This window comes from Planktophila turicensis (SeqCode), assembly GCF_965234405.1.
Taxonomy (GTDB): Bacteria; Actinomycetota; Actinomycetes; order Nanopelagicales; family Nanopelagicaceae; genus Planktophila; species Planktophila turicensis.
In genome coordinates, this window is record NZ_OZ248346.1 from 1,066,533 (window position 1) to 1,085,373 (window position 18,841).

The following is an 18,841-nucleotide window of genomic DNA, read 5'->3' on the forward strand; positions in this document are numbered from 1 at the left end:
AAAGTTAAAAGAAAAGAAAGATGGGCTAGCACCGAAGTGCTAGCCCATCTTTGTAAAACTAGTTTTAGCTAATTACTTAGCTGAAACCTTTCCGCTGCGAATATCGTTACCAAGCTTTGTAACTTCAGTACGAAGCTTTGTTGGAACCATACGGATCAAGTCATGGTAAGGAGCAAGGAATGTTCCTGCATTCTTGAGGTTACCGTTGTAGCCAGTTGCTGAGAACTTTCCAGCAGCCTGGTCCTTGATAACAGCCTGTACAGAAGTTCCGACACCCTTAACTACAGATGTAAGAAGAACCTTCTTGTACTGTGGAGCTGCGACGTATCCATCAGTATCAACCCAGATAACAACTGACTTCTTTGAAGTGAGTGAGTTACCTGCTGTTGCTCCACCAAGTCCACCAGCAACTGGGAAGATTACATCTGCACCCTGCTGCTCGAAGTTCTTAGAGATCTGAAGTGCCTTAGCTGAATCAGAGAAGCCACCGACGAATGTTCCGTCCTTCTTAGCTGTATCCCAACCAAGAACTGTTACTGACTTGCCCTTGACCTTGTTGTAGTGAGCTACACCCTTAGCAAAGCCATCCATGAAGATTGTGACTGGTGGAATATTAAGTCCGCCGTATGTTGCAACCTTTGCTGTCTTTGAAACTCCAGCTGCAACGTAACCAGCCTGGAATGCTGATTCATTTGTTGAGAATTCGATTGGCTTAAGGTTTGCAAACTTTGTACCTGGGTAGACAGAACCGTCTGCACCGTGGTCTTCGCCGTCCTGATCAACAATTGCGAAGTTAACTGTTGGGTTTGCCTTAGCTCCTGCAACGATTGCGCTGTTGATAAGGAAGCCAACGCCAATGATGAGGTTGCACTTCTCGTCTACAAGCTTCTTAATGTTTGGTGCGTAATCTGCATCAGTTGTTGCTGAGAGATACTTAACTGTTACGTTCTTATCTGCCTTTGCTGCAGCCTGTGCGCCTGCCCAAGCAGATGCGTTAAATGACTTGTCGTCAACGCCACCTGTATCGAGTGCAAGACATGCCTTTGTTGCGTTAGCTGCTGTTGCTGCTGGTGCTGCACCGAAAGCAAGTGCCGCAGCAGCGAAAACTGCTACAAACTTAATTGTCTTCTTCAAGGTTTTCCTCCAAGGAATATTGGTTGTTCTGTATGAGTGAGCCTAGTCTTCCGCGCTGAGATTCAACAAAATACGAGGTCCTAAAATGCGGTGTGGCTTGTAACAGTTGTGAAAACTCTCAACTTGAACTTTATGTTCTAAGCGGGAATCTTCTCAGCAGTGGCCGCCGCCACATTGATTAAATCGCTGACATTGGCCAATTCTTTAGAACGGACTGTGAATTCAATTCCGCCGCCTGTAATGCCATAACTGCGTCCATATATGCCCGCATCGGCATCGAGAATATCTAGGTACTGCTTCTTCGCAACAGAGAGTGCGATCACATCGTAGATCGCTTTATCTACGCGCTTCACAACGGAAGCAATCAGCAATTTCTTAGTTGCGCTGGTGACGGTTATGTATTGATCTGGTTCGATATTGATGAGCCCGAGAACGGAACCTTTTTTCTTGGCATTGCGAGCAACGATTGATTTAAATATTTCAGCATCCGAACCAAAAGTTGTGGCAAAGACTACGTCTGCCCCTGCATCGAGTACTTGAGTTGTTGCAACAGAGTAAGAACCTGATACGTATTTAACGATGGGAACTACCTTCTTCTTAGAAGCAAATACGCCTGCAGAGAATCCATCTTTAAAGAGATCCGCTTGGTTCGGATTGGCAATCATCGCAACTTTGCCAGTCTTTGAAATCAAGGCTGCGCTATATCCGGCAAGGTAGGCGCCTTGTACATTCGCAAAGACAACAGAGGTCACATTAAGCGCTGCAACGCTGGCATCGTTAATGATAGCAAATTGCGTATTGGGGAACTCAACTGCCAGGGCTTGCAGAGTTGGTGCATACCCACTGCCAATAACGATGATGGGGTTGCAGTTCTTTGAAATCAGCGAGCGAATTCGCTTTTCGCGATCGGCGCTACTGCCATCAGTAACAACTGCATCAAGCTTGAAATCAAATTGGCGCTGCGCCTTTTCTAGCCCTGCCGCTGCGGCGTCGTTAAAGGACTTATCTCCACGTCCCCCTATGTCATAAGCAACGCCCACGCCGAGATTTGTTGCGGCTTGTGCCGGTGCGGATAGCAAGGATGCGCCAACCAAAAGGGCAACGAAGGCGGCGCGAATTTTCATTAGAGAACCACACCTAGATTCTTGTAGGTCGCATCGATCGTCTGCTGAGCGACAGTGCGCGCTTTTTCAGAACCTTGGTGCAAGATATCGAGAAGATGCTTTTCATCTTCCAAAAGCTCAACAGCCTTCGCGCGAATTGGGCGAAGGTATTCGACTACGACTTCAGCAACTGCTGATTTAAAGTCTCCGTATCCCTTGCCCTCAAATTCATTCTCGAGGTCTGCGATGCTCTTGCCTGAAAGTGCTGAGTGAATAGTAAGAAGGTTGCTAATGCCTGGCTTTTCAGCGACGTCATATTTCACTTCGCGACCCGCATCAGTCATTGCACTCTTAATTTTCTTGAGGTTTGCCTCTGGGGTATCCATAATTTCAATAACACCAGCGACTGCTCCTGATGATTTACTCATCTTCGCAGTTGGCTCTTGAATATCGTTGATCTTCGCCGCAGTCTTAAGGATGTATGCCTCAGGAAGTTGGAAGGTATTTCCGTAGCGTGAATTGAAACGTCCGGCTAAGTCGCGAGTGAGCTCGATGTGCTGGCGTTGATCCTCGCCGACAGGTACGTAATGAGCTTGGTAGAGCAAGATATCTGCAGCCTGCAACATCGGATATGTAAAGAGACCTACGCGGGCAGAATCAGCGCCAGCCTTTGAAGATTTATCTTTAAATTGCGTCATGCGACTTGCTTCGCCGAATCCGGTCATGCACTCCATAATCCAGCCCAATTGGTTGTGCTGTGGAACTTGGGACTGAACAAAGAGAGTTGATTTCTCTGGAGAAATGCCGAGCGCTAGCAACTGAGCCGCAGATGCCAATGTGCGCTTACGTAATAGTGCTGGATCGGTTTCAACTGTTAACGCGTGGAGATCAACGATGCAGTAAAAAGCATCGTGTCCATCTTGGAGTTCAACCCACTGCTTTACCGCGCCCAGATAATTGCCCAGGTGGAAAGAGTCACTAGTTGGCTGAATGCCAGAGAGAACGCGCTTCATGGTTGTAATTCTCGCACGCCCTAGTAGTTACGCGAGATCAATAATCGTCCAGCGCGCTTACCTTCCATAGAGAGCACTGTGATTCGGACGCCGTTAACCCCAACAATGTCGCTAGCGACAGGGATTCGTCCCAAATAGTGCATCACAAAACCACTTGCAGTCTCGTATGGGCCATCAGGTAATTCGATGCCAGTTTCTTCGAGTAAATCCTCGAGAGAGATGAGTCCATCAACCTCAAAATCACCTGTGCGGGATTCGAGAGAAACTTCAGTCTCATCGCCATCGTATTCATCACGAATATCGCCAATGAGGGTTTCAACAAGATCCTCAAGCGTGACAATGCCATCGGTGCCACCGTACTCATCGAGAACGATTGCCAGATGCTGGCGCTGACTTCTCATCTCGGTGAGGGCAGGCAGAATTCCCTTTGTTCCAGGCAGGTACATAATGTTGCGTGAGAGCTCTTGAATCTTTGCATTTGAATTTGCAAGTGATGTATCAAGTAAGTCGCGAACATGGATAAATCCAATGACTTCATCCGATGAGCCGCGTACAACGGGGTAACGTGAATGTGCCTTCTCGATTGCGAGCGCAATAGCTTTGCCCACAGTTAAGGATGCATCCATGAAATCAACTTCGGTGCGCGGCACCATTACTTCATGCACTTGTCGCTCTGATGCATTGAAAACTTCTTCAACAATGTCTCGTTCTTCATCTGTGAGTGCAGCATGTCCTGCAACAAGGTCGAGAAGTTCTTCTTCAGAGATCTGACTGCGCTGCTCTTTAGGGTCGATACCAAAGAGGCGCACGACAATATTTGTTGAGTGCGAGAGGATCCAGATGATGGGGCGGAAGAGATGTGCAACGAGATCGATAAATCCTGCAGATGCGAGCGCAATCTGTTCAGTGCGAAATAGGGCAAGGCGCTTTGGCACTAGCTCGCCGAAGACCAATGAGAAGTAAGCAATGATGAGAGTGACGCCAATTAGAGATGTGGTGTTGGCTGTGTCTGTAGAGATTCCTAAATCTTCAAGCCAAGGGATGACATAGACGCCTAATTTTTCAGCACCCAGGGCAGCTGAAAGGAATCCTGTTACGGTGACGCCAACCTGTAGGGCAGCTAAGAGCCTGTTGGGATTACTTGCAACGTGAGCAACTTTGGCGCCTCGCTTGCCACGCGTTGCCATCTGCTTGATCTGGCTTTCGCGCAGAGAGATAAGTGCGATTTCAGCAGCAACAAAGAGGGCTCCAAGAAGGATGAGCCCAAGGACAAGTCCAATCGAAGGGAGGATTGATCCCGGGGGGTGGCTTTCCATGATGTGAGAAGTCTAGCGACTGCCCTTCCTAAACGCTCCCCTGTGCCATAGCCTTTCCCACGCTGGTCAACCGGCCAGCACCTTCATCCTCGGACCGTCGGGCACGTACCTGCCCGGATAAGGAAATGTAAAAAATGGCATCAGTTGTATTCGAAAATGCATCACGCATCTACCCAGGCACAACAGCTCCTGCAGTAGACAAGCTCAACCTCACCGTCGCAGATGGCGAGTTCCTTGTTCTTGTTGGACCATCAGGTTGCGGTAAGTCAACATCACTTCGTATGTTGGCAGGCCTTGAAGAGATCGACGGTGGTCGAGTTCTTATCGGAGATCGTGACGTTACAAACGTTGCACCAAAAGATCGCGATATCGCGATGGTCTTCCAGTCATATGCGCTTTACCCACACATGACTGTTGCAGAGAACATGGGCTTCGCTCTTAAGATCGCAGGCATTGATAAAGCAGAACGCGAAAAGCGTGTCCGCGAAGCAGCAAAGTTGCTCGACCTCGAGCCATACCTAGAGCGCAAGCCAAAGGCACTTTCAGGTGGTCAGCGTCAGCGCGTTGCAATGGGTCGTGCGATTGTTCGCGAACCACAGGTGTTCTTGATGGACGAACCTCTTTCAAACCTTGATGCGAAGTTGCGCGTTGCAACTCGTACACAGATTGCTGCATTGCAGCGTCGCCTCGGAATTACAACTGTCTACGTAACACACGACCAGGTTGAAGCTATGACCATGGGTGATCGCGTTGCAGTTCTTAAGGATGGCTTGCTTCAGCAAGTTGATACACCTCGTAATCTTTACGATAAGCCAGCGAACGCGTTCGTTGCAGGCTTTATCGGATCTCCTGCAATGAACCTCCTTACCGCTCCTGTTTCAGGCGGAAAGGCTCAGCTTGGAGACCTCAATATCGATGTTCCAGCATCAGCTGGCACATCTGTCACAGTTGGTATCCGTCCAGAAGGTTGGACAGCTGCTTCAACTGGTTTCCACGTACTCGTAGAAGTTGTTGAAGAACTCGGTTCTGATGCATTCGTATACGGAAAGCCTGCAGATAACAATGTGAAGTTTGCTAACTCTGTCGATGAAGGCGCACAAGTAATTGTTCGCTGGGATCCAAAGAATCCACCAAAGCCAGGCGAGACAATCACAGTTGCTAACGTTCCAGGTGCAGTACACCTATTCGATGCAACAACAGGTGCTCGTATTAACTAAGAAATTAACTAGAAAAACCCCGTCGATTATTCGGCGGGGTTTTTTATTGGGCAATATCTAATGTGCCGCGGAGAACATGCACATTACCGCGACCGAACTTTCTCCAAGCATCGGTATGAACGAGTGCGGTATTTTCATCAATCCCCAGCAGAGTTGCATCAGAAAAAGTATGAGCGATAAATGCTGTGACGCGATCTGGTAGCCAGCCCAACATCTTGTCGTAATGGGGAATCACTTCAATGCCGGTAAGTAGACCAAGACCTTCTGAGTGATGAGACTTTCGAATTCCCATGATGGTCCCGCCAAATGCCATTGCTCCAGCTGAACATCCAGCTAACGAAGTTCCTGTCTTCCACTGGGCAACAATTTCATTCCAGAGCGGTGAACCATTGAAGATTTCAGCAACGCGATGAGGGTCTCCCCCAGAAAAGTAAATGAGTCCAGCACCTTCGATTGCATCAACAAAGTCTGGATTGAAAGCATCTTCGCGTTCGTGGATTGGCAAGTAAATGCATTCGCTACCAATGCGATCTGATTGCTCTTGTCCTAAACGCTTCCACTTTTCACGACTGAAGTCGCCTTCATGAGAAGAGGCAGTTGGAATCTGAACAAAGGTATTTCGTTTACCTCTAGAAATAGCACGATGCAGGAGCTCGGTTTCAAGCTCCTGCATCTGTACTGAATATTCACCAGAACCAACGAGTGCGATCGCACCAGCGCTCTGGTCCATAGCTTTCGTTAAGCCGAAGCCTTACGCCATTGCCTTCTTGAGGTTTTCATCGATTGAATCGAGGAACTGCTGAGTTGTTTGATAAGGCGCATCCTTAGAGATAAGAAGTGCAAGATCCTTTGTCATCTTTCCTTCTTCAACTGTCTGAATACATACCTGCTCGAGAGTCTTTGTGAACTTAGCAAGCTCAGCATTGTTATCAAGTTTTGCGCGGTGAGCAAGGCCCTGTGTCCACGCGAAGATAGATGCGATTGGGTTTGTTGAAGTCTCTTTACCTGCCTGGTGATCGCGGTAGTGACGTGTCACAGTTCCGTGAGCAGCCTCTGATTCGCAGACCTTTCCATCTGGTGTCATCAAGACAGATGTCATCAAACCAAGTGAGCCGTAACCCTGTGCGACGGTATCTGACTGAACGTCTCCGTCGTAGTTCTTGCATGCCCAGACGTAGCCACCTTCCATTCGAAGTGACATAGCGACCATGTCATCAATGAGGCGGTGCTCGTACCAGATACCTGCAGCTTCGAACTGAGTCTTAAATTCTGCCTGGTAGATCTCTTCGAAAATATCTTTAAAGCGACCGTCATATGCCTTAAGGATTGTGTTCTTTGTTGAGAGGTAGACAGGGAACTTGCGAAGAAGTCCGTAGTTCAATGATGCACGAGCAAAGTCGCGGATTGAATCATCGACGTTGTACATAGCCATCGCTACACCTGAAGATTTGAAATCGTAGACTTCAAATTCCTGCGGCGCTGAACCGTCTTCAGGAACGTAAGAGAGCGTGAGCTTTCCTGGACCTGGAACCTTGAAATCTGTTGCGCGGTACTGATCGCCAAATGCGTGGCGACCGATAACGATTGGCTTAGTCCAGTGTGGAACAAGGCGTGGCACGTTGCTGATGATGATTGGTTCGCGGAAGATTACGCCGCCAAGGATGTTGCGGATTGTTCCGTTAGGAGACTTCCACATCTTCTTAAGACCGAACTCTTCAACGCGAGCTTCATCAGGAGTAATAGTTGCGCACTTGATACCGACGCCATGCTTCTGGATTGCCTTAGCTGAGTCGATAGTGACCTGATCATCAGTTGCATCGCGGTGTTCCATACCGAGGTCGTAGTACTCGAGGTTGACGTCGAGGTAAGGCAGGATCAACTTATCCTTGATGAACTGCCACATGATGCGGGTCATTTCATCGCCGTCGAGCTCTACAACTGTTCCTTCTACTTTGATCTTTGCCATTATCTTCTCCGGTTTTTGTTGTGATTAATTAAAGAGTCTGTACATCTGCTTGCTTAGCGCGGACTGCTTCAGCAGCTTCTTTGAGTGATGCAACTTCTGCATCAGTGAGCTTGCTTTCGACAACCTTGCGAATACCGGTCTTGCCGATTTCTGCTTCAACACCAAGGTAAACGCCAGAGATTCCATATTCGCCATCGACCCATGCGCACACTGGCATGACTTCGCCTGAATCTTCGATAACTGCTTTAGCCATACGAGCAGCAGCTGCAGATGGTGCGTAGTAAGCAGAACCTGTCTTAAGGAGCGCCACAACTTCTGCGCCACCATTACGTGTGCGATCAACGAGTTCGTCGATTTCAGCTTGTGACAACTTATCTGAAAGTGGAACGCCGGCAACTGTGCAACGACTTGGAACTGGAACCATGGTGTCACCGTGTGAACCAAGGGTTAGAGTCTTTACTGAACCAACTTCAACGCCAAGCTTTTCAGCAACGAAGTTGGTAAAGCGTGCTGTATCGAGCATTCCTGCCTGACCCATCACGCGGTTCTTAGGAAAGTTTGTTGCAATCTGTGCAAGTGCTGTCATTTCATCAAGTGGGTTTGAGACCACGATGATGACGGCATTCGGTGAGTGCTTTGCAGTATTTTCAGCAACGCCACGGACGATGCCAGCATTGACGCCGATCAAATCCATGCGGCTCATGCCAGGCTTACGTGGAAGTCCTGCTGTAATGACAACGACATCAGAGTTAGCTGTCTTCTCGTAACCAGCGCCTTCAGGAGTTGTTGTTGCGCCAGTGATCTTTGTTTCGAATCCTTCGATAGAACGAGATTGGTTCATATCGAGAGCAAGGCCTTCAGGCTTTCCTTCGAGAATATCTGTCAGTACAACCTCATCGAAGATGTTGTATTCAGCTAAACGAAGAGCTGTAGTTGAACCATAGAAACCTGCACCTACAACGGTGACTTTCTTTGCCATGAACGTATCCTTTTTAAGTAGCTATATAAGTATCTTGACGTCGAGAGAACTCTACAACCCCTTCGGAAGGGCGATAGCCAGACCAAAGAGCACAATCGCAATGGCGAGCGGGAGGTAGCGCTCAATTCTGCGCTTATTCCATTGCGAAAGCGAGATCACGCCGGTGCCCGCTGAAATCAGAAGGGCGCCGGTGCGGACAAATCCTGCGATACCGAGAATAACGCCGAGTGAAATCGCGATGTATGCAGCGCGAAGTTGAAGGGCTGTTATCGCTCGCATGCATCAACCACATTCATCAAAAGCATCGCGCGAGTCATTGGTCCAACCCCGCCAGGCATCGGCGCCACGAAAGATGCAACGTTCATAACACCAGGATCAACATCGCCCAATAAACCAGCTTCGGTACGAGAGATTCCAACATCGAGAACTGCAGCCCCTGGCTTAATCATCTCGGCCTTGAGGAAATGCGCCTGACCGATTGCAGCAACAACAATATCTGCGCGCTGTGTGTGAGCAACTAAATCTTTTGTGCCTGTATGCGTCAGTGTCACGGTTGCATTCTCTTGTTTGCGAGTTAACAACAAACCAAGTGGGCGACCAACAGTGAGGCCGCGACCGATAACAACTACTTCTGCTCCGGCCAAAGGAATTTTGTAATGGTTAATCAATTCAACGATTCCGCGAGGAGTGCAAGGAAGTGGTGCTTCATATCCTGCAACCAGGCGACCTAGATTCATTGGATGCAATCCATCTGCATCTTTATCTGGATCGATTGCTTCAAGAATAACTTGGGTATCAATGCCCTTTGGAAGTGGAAGCTGCACGATATATCCGGTGCACTCTTTTGCTGCATTGAGATCTTTAATTGCAGCAAGAACATCAGCTTGGGTAGCCGATGCCGGAAGATCAATACGGATTGAATTGATTCCGACTTCATGGCAATCACGATGCTTTCCGCCAACGTAGGAATGCGAACCAGGATCATCGCCAACCAGAACGGTGCCAAGACCTGGAGTAATTCCCTTTGCCTTAAGGGCTGCAGTGCGAACAGCAAGATCTTTTTTGATTGAGGCAGCCAGTGCCTTTCCATCAAGTATCTGTGCGCTCATGTGGCAATCCTATTCTCTGGCTTAAGCGTGTGAGAAATGTCGAGTGCCAGTAAAGAACATCGCTACGCCTGCTTTGGTGGCTGCGGCAATAATTTCTTCATCGCGGACGCTTCCACCAGGCTGAACAATCGCTGTGACACCCGCTGCTGTCAGGATTTCAAGGCCATCGGCAAATGGGAAGAATGCATCAGAGGCTGCAACGCTTCCAGCGACGCGATTACCTGCGCGATCAACTGCCAGTTTTGCTGAATCAACACGATTGACCTGGCCCATACCAATTCCAACTGCAGCGCCATCTTTAGCGAGCAGAATCGCATTGCTCTTTACTGCGCGCACTGAGCGCCATGCAAAAGCCAGATCTTTAAGGACATCGGAAGAAACAGGAGCACCAGTTACTTGCTTCCAATTCTTTGGATCATCACCATCGGCATTAATTAAATCTGTCTGCTGCACAAGAACTCCACCAGATACAGGGCGAAGTTCAAGCGGTGAGATAGAAGTTGTCGCGCAAGTAAGAATTCGAATGGATGGCTTCTTCATCAGAATTTCAAGCGCTGCAGCTTCATACTCTGGAGCGATGATGACTTCTGTAAAGATTTGCGAAAGAGGTTCAGCCATTGCAACGGTGACTTTGCGGTTTGCTGCGACAACGCCACCGAATGCTGAAACTGGGTCGCATGCATGTGCCTTTGCATAGGCATCTGCGATATCTACACCCACTGCTACGCCACATGGATTAGCGTGCTTGATAATGGCAACGCATGGTTCGGAGTGATCGAGCGCGGTACGCCATGCAGCATCGGCATCTGTGTAATTGTTAAATGACATCTCTTTACCGTGCGACTGAACAGCGTTAACGATTCCTGCCGGTCCTCCGCGATAGATGGCCGCCTGCTGATGAGGGTTCTCGCCGTAGCGCAAGGAGTTTTCGCGCTTCCAGATGAGACCGAGCCAATCCATATCTTCCATCTTCGCGCTCACTGTAGAACCAAGCCAACTTGCGATGGTGAGGTCGTATTCAGCAGTAGTGCGGAAAACTTCAAGAGCTAAGCGCTTACGGTCTTCATCGGTAAATCCACCAGCTTTGATGGATGCGATGACATGGTCATATTGGTCTTCATTGCAGACAACTGCAACAGAGCCATGGTTCTTTGCCGCACCGCGAAGCATTGAAGGACCACCGATATCGATCTGTTCAATGCACTCTTCAAATGAAGCGCCAGACATAAGGGTTTTATAGAAGGGATAAAGATTGATTACAACAAGGTCAAAAGGTGCGATATCGAGATCGGCGATTGCCTTGAGGTGTTCCGGGTTGTTCTGATCGGCCAAAATTCCTGAGTGAATCTTTGGGTGCAAAGTCTTAACGCGACCGCCCATAATTTCTGGGAAACCTGTGTAGCTACTCACTTCTGTGACAGCAAAGCCAGCATCTTGAAGAGTCTTTGCAGTTGAGCCAGTGGAAAGGATCTCAACGCCGGCGTCAGATAGGCACTGCCCGAGTTCGAGGAGGCGATCTTTGTCGTAGACGCTTACTAGTGCACGTCGAATGGGTTTGCGATTAGCCATTGATCTTCTCCAGGGTTGGTAAGAGTTCTGCAATGGTCGCAACTATGAGACCCCGTTCGACAATCTTAATGCGTTCATGAAGTGACTCTTCGGTATCTTCTGGCAAGATTTCTACGCGTTCTTGCGCAATGACCTTACCTGTATCAACGCCTGCATCGACCCAGTGAATCGTGGTGCCGGTCTCGGTTGCACCTGCAGCTAGAGCATCACGCACTGCATGTGCCCCTGGATAAAGCGGAAGAAGCGCTGGATGGCTATTGATGATCTTGAATTTATTGGTGATTCGCTCAGAGAGGATTCGCATAAATCCTGCGCTGACGACGAGATCTGGTTTGAGCGCAGCGATAAGGGTTTCTAGTTCGCGGTCCCACTCAGCGCGATCAGGCAACATGGGAATCGTAAAAGTTTCGATGCGCGCCTTATGTGCGCGATCAAGAACTGCAGCATCTCTTTGATCTGAAATTACCGCGACGATATCTACATCCAGTTGGGCATCGAAGATGGCTTGAGCCAAAGTTCCGCTCCCTGATGCCAGGATGACGATGCGCTTCATCGATTACTGCGATTCATGACAACAGTTGTTGCCGCTGCACCTATTCCGATTTCAAGCGCAGTTGAGAGTGCAAACTTCCAGATTGAGACTCCCATTGCCCCCATTTCAACAGTGATGAGCGAGCCGCTGGCGAGATAGCCGAGCCCAATAAGGCTAACAATTGTGAATACATAGCTTTGAATAAGAGTTGTTATTCCATGCGTTAAAGACCAGCGCGCTAGTAATACACCAAGAGCAATAAAGAGAAGTACTCCCAGCAGTGCCCATGGATGTTTCTGAGTTGGAAGCACGCCCAGAAGTGGAAGCGCTGGGATTTGTCCTAGGTCATAAGACAGCGGAGAAACGATTGTTCCTGCACCCACTGCCAGACCAGTTCCTGAGAAATAGGCAGCGAGAGCAACTGCTGCATTAGGTAGATAGAGAATATTCAAGAAAAGTAGAAGAGCTCCGCCAAATATTCCTGGTTCGAGAGAGATTGAAATAGTCTTCACTAACGAGAAGTTGGCAAAGATCAGAATTGAAAGTGCGATAAGTGATGCGCCAAGAATGAGTGCAGTAATACGAGCTGCGATGCGCAATGGTCTTGATGGGTTTACACGATAACCAGCAGTGAGAGTTGCAATCAGCGCAATCAGAAAGGTAATGACAGGAGCCAAATACCACTGCGGCGTTACCGCAGTTGATTTACTCAAGAAAGCTAGTGCAGTAGCAAGTGCCATGTAGAGGCTAGCGAAAATAATGCGCACTGCATTGATGTCGTGGAAGTCGCCTTGAAGTCGATCAACGGCGCGATTAAATGCTGAGCGGATTGCAATAAATGGAAGTACTACTCCCCCGATAGGTAAGTAGGTGAGATATCCAGCTAACCCTGTTGGTGGGAGTGAGAGCTGAAATGGAATGTGGTGTGCGCCAAGCCAAATCCAGACTGCGCCACGAATGGGATCGGTTGTGCTGCCACTTGCACTTCCAGCTGTCGCCCAAGCAATCAGCGCAATAAATGAAAATGGGAGCAGAAGAAAAGCGACGCTACGAAGTACATGAGACAACGAGACCGAGAGGACGCGTTGCATCGGAGAATTAACGACCTAGGATGTCGCGCATCAACTGCGCTGTTTCACTTGGGGTCTGACCGACCTTAACTCCAGCTGCTTCAAGCGCATCTTTCTTAGCCTGCGCTGTTCCTGATGAGCCAGAAACGATTGCGCCAGCGTGGCCCATCGTCTTGCCTTCAGGTGCTGTAAATCCTGCAACGTAACCAACAACTGGCTTGGTTACATATTCAGAGATAAATGCAGCTGCGCGCTCTTCAGCATCTCCGCCGATTTCACCGATCATGACAATTGCAGTTGTCTCGGGATCATCCTGGAATGCGCGAAGACAATCGATATGAGTTGTTCCGATAACGGGGTCTCCACCGATACCTACTGCAGTTGAGAATCCGATATCGCGGAGCTCGTACATCATTTGGTAAGTAAGAGTTCCTGACTTTGAAACAAGTCCGATTGGTCCGCGCTTAGTGATATCTGCAGGAATGATTCCAACATTTGACTGTTCAGGGCTGATAAGTCCTGGGCAGTTAGGTCCGATGATCTGTGTTGTTCCCTTTTGTAGTGAGTATGCATAGAAGTATGCAGAGTCATGTACAGGAATTCCTTCAGTGATGACTACAACGAGTGGCATCTTGGCATCGATTGCATCAATAACAGCTGCCTTTGCAAACTTAGGTGGAACGAATACAACAGAGACATTGGCACCCGTTGCGGCCATGGCTTCAGCGACTGTGTTGAAGACAGGAAGTGTTGTGCCATCGATATCAACGCTCTGGCCACCCTTGCCTGGTGTTACTCCACCAACAACCTTGGTGCCTGATGCCAACATACGACGGGTGTGCTTAGTTCCTTCAGAACCAGTCATTCCCTGAACAATTACCTTGCTTGATTCATTGATAAAGATAGACATTACTTTGCCGCCAATTCTGCAGCGCGTGATGCTGCTCCATCCATAGTTTCTGCTTGCTCAACCAATGGGTGGTTTGCAGCGTTAAGAATTGCGCGTCCTTCGAGGACATTGTTTCCATCGAGACGAACCACGATTGGCTTAGTCGCCTTTGGTCCGAGCAGTTCGAGGGCTTGAACGATTCCGTTTGCAACAGCGTCACATGCGGTGATTCCACCGAATACGTTAACAAATACGCTCTTTACGTCAGGATCGCCGAGAATGATTGAAAGTCCATCAGCCATAACCTGTGCAGATGCACCGCCTCCGATATCGAGGAAGTTAGCTGGACGCATTCCGCCGAACTTTTCTCCAGCGTATGCAACAACATCGAGAGTCGACATCACAAGTCCTGCACCGTTTCCGATGATTCCGACCTGACCGTTATCGAGTTTTACGTAGTTAAGGCCCTTCTCTTTTGCAGCTGCTTCGAGAGCATTGGCAGTGTCATGATCAACAAGTGCTTCGTGATCTGGCTGACGGAAATCCGCGTTCTCATCGAGGGTGACCTTGCCGTCGAGTGCGACGACGCGACCATCTTCTGTCTTAACGAGTGGGTTTACTTCGACAAGAGTTGCATCTTCAGATTGGAAAGTTTCCCAGAGCTTGACCAATACATCAGCAACTTGATCTGCAACATCTGCAGGGAATTGAGCTTGAGCAACAATCTCTTTCGCCTTAGCGAGTGAGATTCCATCAACGGCACTTACTGGAACCTTTGCAAGTTTTTCTGGAGCTGTATGTGCAACTTCTTCGATATCCATTCCGCCGGCAACAGATGCCATGACAAGGAATGTGCGGTTTGAGCGATCGAGAAGAATTGAAACGTAATATTCATCGACGATTGGTGCTGCTTGAGCAATCATCACTTTGTGAACTGTGTGGCCCTTGATGTCCATTCCGAGAATGGCGCTTGCCTTTTCAAATGTATCTGCTGGATCTACTGCAAGCTTTACTCCACCTGCCTTTCCACGGCCACCAACTTTTACCTGCGCCTTAACAACAACTTTGCTACCCATCTTCGCAGCAGCATCACGTGCCTGCTCGGGAGTAGTAGCAACTGCACCCTGAAGAACAGGTACGGCGTGCTTTTCAAAAAGATCGCGGGCTTGGTATTCGTAGAGATCCACGTAGGCTCCTTAAGAGAGGGGGCGAATAGAGCCCAATCCTAAGTGTTTATTTACAGAGCTGTGACAGGGGCATAGCGGAGCAAGAGGCGCTTATCGCCGTACTGGCCGAAGTTGATGGTCGCCTCAGACTTATCGCCTTCGCCCCCAAGGGCTACGACGGTACCTAATCCGAATGTGTCATGTGACACACGCTGTCCGACCTCGAGAACCATCGCAGATGATTTCTTGCCGGTGGCACGAGGTGGTGGACCTGATGGAAGTCGAGATTTACGAACTGCAGATGATGTTGTGAAAGTGCTGCGACCTTCATTCTTCCATTCGATGAGATCGGTTGGAATTTCATCGAGGAAGCGAGAACCTGGGTTGTACTTCGGTGTTCCAAAAGTTAAGCGATATTCAGCGCGCGAAATGTAGAGACGTTTTTCTGCGCGAGTTAAACCAACGTATGCAAGGCGACGTTCTTCTTCAATCTCTTTTGGATCATCAAGGGTTCGTGCATGCGGAAAGATTCCGTCTTCCATGCCGGTGAGAAATACCGTTGGAAATTCAAGTCCCTTAGCGGTGTGCAAAGTCATCAGAGTTACGACTCCCCCGTGGTCTTCACCATCAGGAATTTCGTCGGCATCGGCCACAAGTGAAACTTTCTCAAGGAAGCCAGATAGAGAAATAACTTCATCTTCACCAAGTTCTTCAAATGGACGCTCTTCATATTCCATTGACGCTGAGACAAGTTCCTTAAGGTTTTCTACGCGAACTTCATCTTGCGGATCTTTACTGGTTTCAAGCTCTGCCAGTAAACCTGATTGTTCGAGAACTGCTTCGATGATGACTGATGGCTTGGTCTTTGCTTCTACAAGAGTTTGAAGTGCTACCAACATGGAAGTGAAGTTCATGATGGATTGGGCGGCCTTGTTGGGTACCGAGGTTGCCTCGGATACTCGCAAGAGCGCATTCCAGAATGAGATGCCTTGGGCTTGCGCAAAGATTTCAACTTCTTCTAGCGCGCGGTCGCCGATGCCGCGCTTTGGCAAGTTAATGATGCGACGAATAGAGACTTCATCATCAGGGTTTGCCAGCACGCGAAGGTAGGCAAGTAAATCCTTTACCTCTTTACGTTCGTAGAATCGAAGGCCACCAACGACTTTGTAAGGAATGGCAGCGCGCATAAAGATTTCTTCGAAGATACGAGACTGGGCGTTGGTGCGATAGAAGACTGCTGTATCGCCTGGATTGGAGTGGCCCATATCTTGAAGCGAGCGGATTTCAGATTTAATGAATTCGGCTTCGTCATATTCAGATTCGGCTACATATCCAACAAGTGGCGCACCAGAACCAGCATCTGACCAGAGGTTCTTCTCTTTACGAGATTCGTTCTTGGTAATCACTGCGTTAGCTGCGTTAAGGATGTTCTGGGTAGAGCGGTAATTTTGCTCGAGCAAGACTGTTGCAGCATTGGGGTAATCAACCTCAAATTGCAAAATATTGCGAATGGTCGCGCCGCGGAAACCATAAATGGATTGATCCGCATCTCCCACAACACAGAGTTCAGCGAGCGGGAAACCGTCGCCTTCAACTCCGGTGAGCTCTTTAACTAATTGATACTGAGCATGGTTGGTGTCCTGATATTCATCGACCAAGATGTGGCGGAATCGGGAGCGAAAGCGCGCCTTTGCTTCAGGAAACTTCTGCAAGACCTGAACGGTCTTCATAATCAAATCATCGAAATCCATGGCGTTGGCTTGCTGTAATCGCTTCTCGTACATGGTGTAAACATCGGCGACAATGGTTTCAAATTGATTGGTGGCGTGGCTTAAATACTCGTACGGAGTCTGTAACTCGTTCTTTGCATTTGAAATCAAATTTTGAAATTGGCGAGCTGGATAACGCTTTGGATCGATATTGAGAGTTTCCATCACGCGTGAAATGAGCTTCTGTGAATCAGCTGAATCGTAAATACTAAATGTGCTGCTGTAACCCAGGCGTTCGACTTCTTGGCGAAGCATGCGCACGCATGATGAGTGAAATGTTGAGACCCACATCGATTTGGCAATCGGCCCTACTAATTCGGTAACACGTTCTTTCATCTCGCCCGCAGCTTTATTGGTAAAGGTGATTGCCAAGATTTCGTAGGGGCGAACTTCGCGACGAGCCATGATGTAGGCGATGCGACGCGTGAGAACTCGAGTCTTTCCAGAACCAGCGCCAGCTACGACGAGAAGTGGAGAACCAGCATGAGAAACCGCCTTCTGTTGCTGCGGATTGAGTCCGTCGAGCAATGGATCGGTCGTGGTCATGGCGGGGAGTCTATTAGGCTTGTGCCACACGGGGAGAAAGCGAATTGATGGAGCCTTTAGCAGATTCAGAGATCAAGCGCGTTTTAGTTGTGAATGCACATCCCGATGATTCGGATTTTGGCGCTTCAGGAACTATCGCTCAGTGGGTCCAGCAAGGTATTCAGGTCTCATATGTGCTCTGCACCAATGGAGACCAAGGCGGCGAAGAATCTGGATTTACCAAGGAAGAGATGCCGGCAGTTCGTCAGCGTGAACAACGTGCAGCATGTGCAGCCCTTGGAATCAGCGATGTCACATTCCTAAATTACGTTGATGGACATCTCGAGCCAACTATCGCTCTTCGTAAAGATATTGTCAGGCAGATTCGTCGAGTACAACCAGATCGCATTATTTGCCAATCACCAGAGCGCAACTGGGAACGAATTGGTGCAAGTCACCCAGATCACTTAGCTGCAGGTGAAGCGACAATTCAAGCGGTCTACCCAGACGCGCGAAATCCATTTGCATTTACAGATTTGCTCGAGCAAGAAAACCTTCAGCCATGGAAGGTGAAGGAAGTCTGGATGCAAGGCCATGCACATCCTGATCACTTCGTAGATATCACTGACACTTTCCACTTCAAGATTGCAGCGCTAAAGGAACATGCATCACAGACTGGCCATATGGAAAATCTCGAAGAGATGCTCCGCGAATGGGGTCAGCGCAATGCAGGAGTTGGACAGCTACCTGAAGGTCGTATTGCTGAAGCTTTTAAGATCGTAAATACAAACTAATAATTTTATTTTGCTGAAGCTTTTACAATCTCAACCATCTGAATTGGGAAACCATCTGGGGCGTACATCGCCTGTTCTCCACTCATTTGATAGGCACCTACAGCGCCAATTTTCTGAACGAGATCTAAGCCTTTGGTGATCTTTCCCCAGATTGTGTAATCCGGCCCAAGCTGAGTGTCTTGGTAGACCAAGAAGAACTGTGAACCATTGGTCTTTGGCCCTGAATTCGCCATTGCCACTGTGCCTGCTGGGTAATTCTTTGCGCCAACTTTTGGAAGGTTCTCATCGATGTAACCCTTCCATCCTGTTGGTGAACCACTTCCGCTTGCAGTTGGGTCGCCACATTGCAGGACGAAGATTCCTTCAGTTGTAAGGCGATGGCAGAGTGATTTGTTGTAGTAACCCGCATTTGCAAGAGCAGCAATTGATGTCACTGTAATCGGAGCCTTAGAACCCAAGAGCGAGATCACAATCGGTCCGCAATTAGTCGTTAAGGTCAAAGTCTTAGCTGGGCTCTTTGCAGCAACAGTTGGTTGTTTCACCTTTGCAGGTACATGGCCCTTTGCAGTGCTCTTTGCGCATCCTGGAACTGAGACAGGGCGCTCTGCAGATTGTGCAGGTGCAGAAATAATTGATGTCGATACCACTAGCGCAAATGCAAGTGTTACTACCTTCGCGTTTTTTAACATT

At 48.7% G+C, this 18,841-nt stretch carries 18 protein-coding genes; 2 read left to right on the forward strand and 16 right to left on the reverse strand.

Annotation, left to right across the window (positions count from 1 at the left end):
- Positions 1-72 precede the first annotated feature (72 nt).
- The 4 genes from AC8GFK_RS05475 to AC8GFK_RS05490 form a co-directional block, all read right to left on the reverse strand.
- A complete protein-coding gene (locus tag AC8GFK_RS05475; protein WP_095673874.1) occupies positions 73-1,134 on the reverse strand; it encodes a BMP family lipoprotein in 1,062 nt (353 codons plus the stop codon).
- Between the two features lie 137 nt (positions 1,135-1,271).
- A complete protein-coding gene (locus AC8GFK_RS05480; protein ID WP_506624974.1) occupies positions 1,272-2,258 on the reverse strand; it encodes a BMP family lipoprotein in 987 nt (328 codons plus the stop codon).
- Positions 2,258-3,250 carry a tryptophan--tRNA ligase gene (gene trpS / locus AC8GFK_RS05485; protein WP_506624975.1) on the reverse strand — a complete coding sequence of 331 codons (993 nt, stop codon included), beginning with the start codon at positions 3,248-3,250 and terminating at the stop codon, positions 2,258-2,260. The genes AC8GFK_RS05480 and trpS overlap by 1 nt, the downstream gene beginning before the upstream one ends.
- A 20-nt stretch (positions 3,251-3,270) precedes the next feature.
- A complete protein-coding gene (locus AC8GFK_RS05490) occupies positions 3,271-4,566 on the reverse strand; it encodes a hemolysin family protein (RefSeq protein ID WP_506624976.1) in 1,296 nt (431 codons plus the stop codon).
- Positions 4,567-4,700: 134 nt separating this feature from the next.
- Between AC8GFK_RS05490 and AC8GFK_RS05495 the strand changes: the two genes are divergently transcribed.
- Positions 4,701-5,783 carry an ABC transporter ATP-binding protein gene (locus AC8GFK_RS05495; protein WP_506624977.1) on the forward strand — a complete coding sequence of 361 codons (1,083 nt, stop codon included), beginning with the start codon at positions 4,701-4,703 and terminating at the stop codon, positions 5,781-5,783.
- A gap of 43 nt (positions 5,784-5,826) precedes the next feature.
- Here AC8GFK_RS05495 and AC8GFK_RS05500 read toward each other — a convergent pair whose 3' ends face one another.
- From AC8GFK_RS05500 to pcrA, 11 genes are read right to left on the reverse strand one after another with little or no spacing between them, the layout of a single operon-like run.
- Positions 5,827-6,513 (reverse strand): Type 1 glutamine amidotransferase-like domain-containing protein, encoded by a 687-nt coding sequence (locus tag AC8GFK_RS05500; RefSeq protein ID WP_506624978.1) that lies wholly within the window; start codon positions 6,511-6,513, stop codon positions 5,827-5,829.
- Positions 6,514-6,534: 21 nt separating this feature from the next.
- The gene (locus AC8GFK_RS05505) at positions 6,535-7,749 is read right to left on the reverse strand and encodes an NADP-dependent isocitrate dehydrogenase (RefSeq protein ID WP_506624979.1); all 1,215 of its coding nucleotides are present in this window, start codon (positions 7,747-7,749) and stop codon (positions 6,535-6,537) included.
- Positions 7,750-7,777: 28 nt separating this feature from the next.
- Positions 7,778-8,728 (reverse strand): malate dehydrogenase, encoded by a 951-nt coding sequence (mdh, locus tag AC8GFK_RS05510; RefSeq protein WP_506624980.1) that lies wholly within the window; start codon positions 8,726-8,728, stop codon positions 7,778-7,780.
- Between the two features lie 51 nt (positions 8,729-8,779).
- Positions 8,780-9,007: a hypothetical protein gene (locus AC8GFK_RS05515; protein ID WP_095673882.1), complete on the reverse strand. Its 228-nt coding sequence runs from the start codon at positions 9,005-9,007 to the stop codon at positions 8,780-8,782.
- On the reverse strand, positions 8,995-9,837 hold the full coding sequence (locus AC8GFK_RS05520; RefSeq protein ID WP_506624981.1) for a bifunctional methylenetetrahydrofolate dehydrogenase/methenyltetrahydrofolate cyclohydrolase: 843 nt from the start codon (positions 9,835-9,837) through the stop codon (positions 8,995-8,997). Before AC8GFK_RS05520 ends, AC8GFK_RS05515 begins: the two co-directional genes overlap by 13 nt.
- A gap of 21 nt (positions 9,838-9,858) precedes the next feature.
- Positions 9,859-11,406, reverse strand: coding sequence for a bifunctional phosphoribosylaminoimidazolecarboxamide formyltransferase/IMP cyclohydrolase (gene purH, locus AC8GFK_RS05525; RefSeq protein WP_506624982.1), 1,548 nt, complete (start codon positions 11,404-11,406; stop codon positions 9,859-9,861).
- A complete protein-coding gene (gene purN / locus AC8GFK_RS05530) occupies positions 11,399-11,959 on the reverse strand; it encodes a phosphoribosylglycinamide formyltransferase (RefSeq protein WP_506624983.1) in 561 nt (186 codons plus the stop codon). Before purN ends, purH begins: the two co-directional genes overlap by 8 nt.
- Positions 11,956-13,029 carry a cell division protein PerM gene (locus AC8GFK_RS05535; RefSeq protein ID WP_506624984.1) on the reverse strand — a complete coding sequence of 358 codons (1,074 nt, stop codon included), beginning with the start codon at positions 13,027-13,029 and terminating at the stop codon, positions 11,956-11,958. The genes purN and AC8GFK_RS05535 overlap by 4 nt, the downstream gene beginning before the upstream one ends.
- Positions 13,030-13,036: 7 nt before the next feature.
- Positions 13,037-13,918, reverse strand: coding sequence for a succinate--CoA ligase subunit alpha (gene sucD / locus AC8GFK_RS05540; RefSeq protein WP_095673887.1), 882 nt, complete (start codon positions 13,916-13,918; stop codon positions 13,037-13,039).
- The gene (gene sucC / locus AC8GFK_RS05545) at positions 13,918-15,084 is read right to left on the reverse strand and encodes an ADP-forming succinate--CoA ligase subunit beta (RefSeq protein WP_095673888.1); all 1,167 of its coding nucleotides are present in this window, start codon (positions 15,082-15,084) and stop codon (positions 13,918-13,920) included. Before sucC ends, sucD begins: the two co-directional genes overlap by 1 nt.
- A 50-nt stretch (positions 15,085-15,134) precedes the next feature.
- Positions 15,135-17,378, reverse strand: coding sequence for a DNA helicase PcrA (pcrA, locus tag AC8GFK_RS05550; protein ID WP_506624985.1), 2,244 nt, complete (start codon positions 17,376-17,378; stop codon positions 15,135-15,137).
- Between the two features lie 47 nt (positions 17,379-17,425).
- Between pcrA and AC8GFK_RS05555 the strand changes: the two genes are divergently transcribed.
- Positions 17,426-18,151 (forward strand): PIG-L deacetylase family protein, encoded by a 726-nt coding sequence (locus tag AC8GFK_RS05555; RefSeq protein WP_095673890.1) that lies wholly within the window; start codon positions 17,426-17,428, stop codon positions 18,149-18,151.
- A 5-nt stretch (positions 18,152-18,156) separates the two neighbouring features.
- Here the strand turns inward: AC8GFK_RS05555 and AC8GFK_RS05560 are convergent, their stop codons facing one another.
- The gene (locus AC8GFK_RS05560; protein WP_506624986.1) at positions 18,157-18,840 is read right to left on the reverse strand and encodes a peptidylprolyl isomerase; all 684 of its coding nucleotides are present in this window, start codon (positions 18,838-18,840) and stop codon (positions 18,157-18,159) included.
- Position 18,841: the final 1 nt, after the last annotated feature.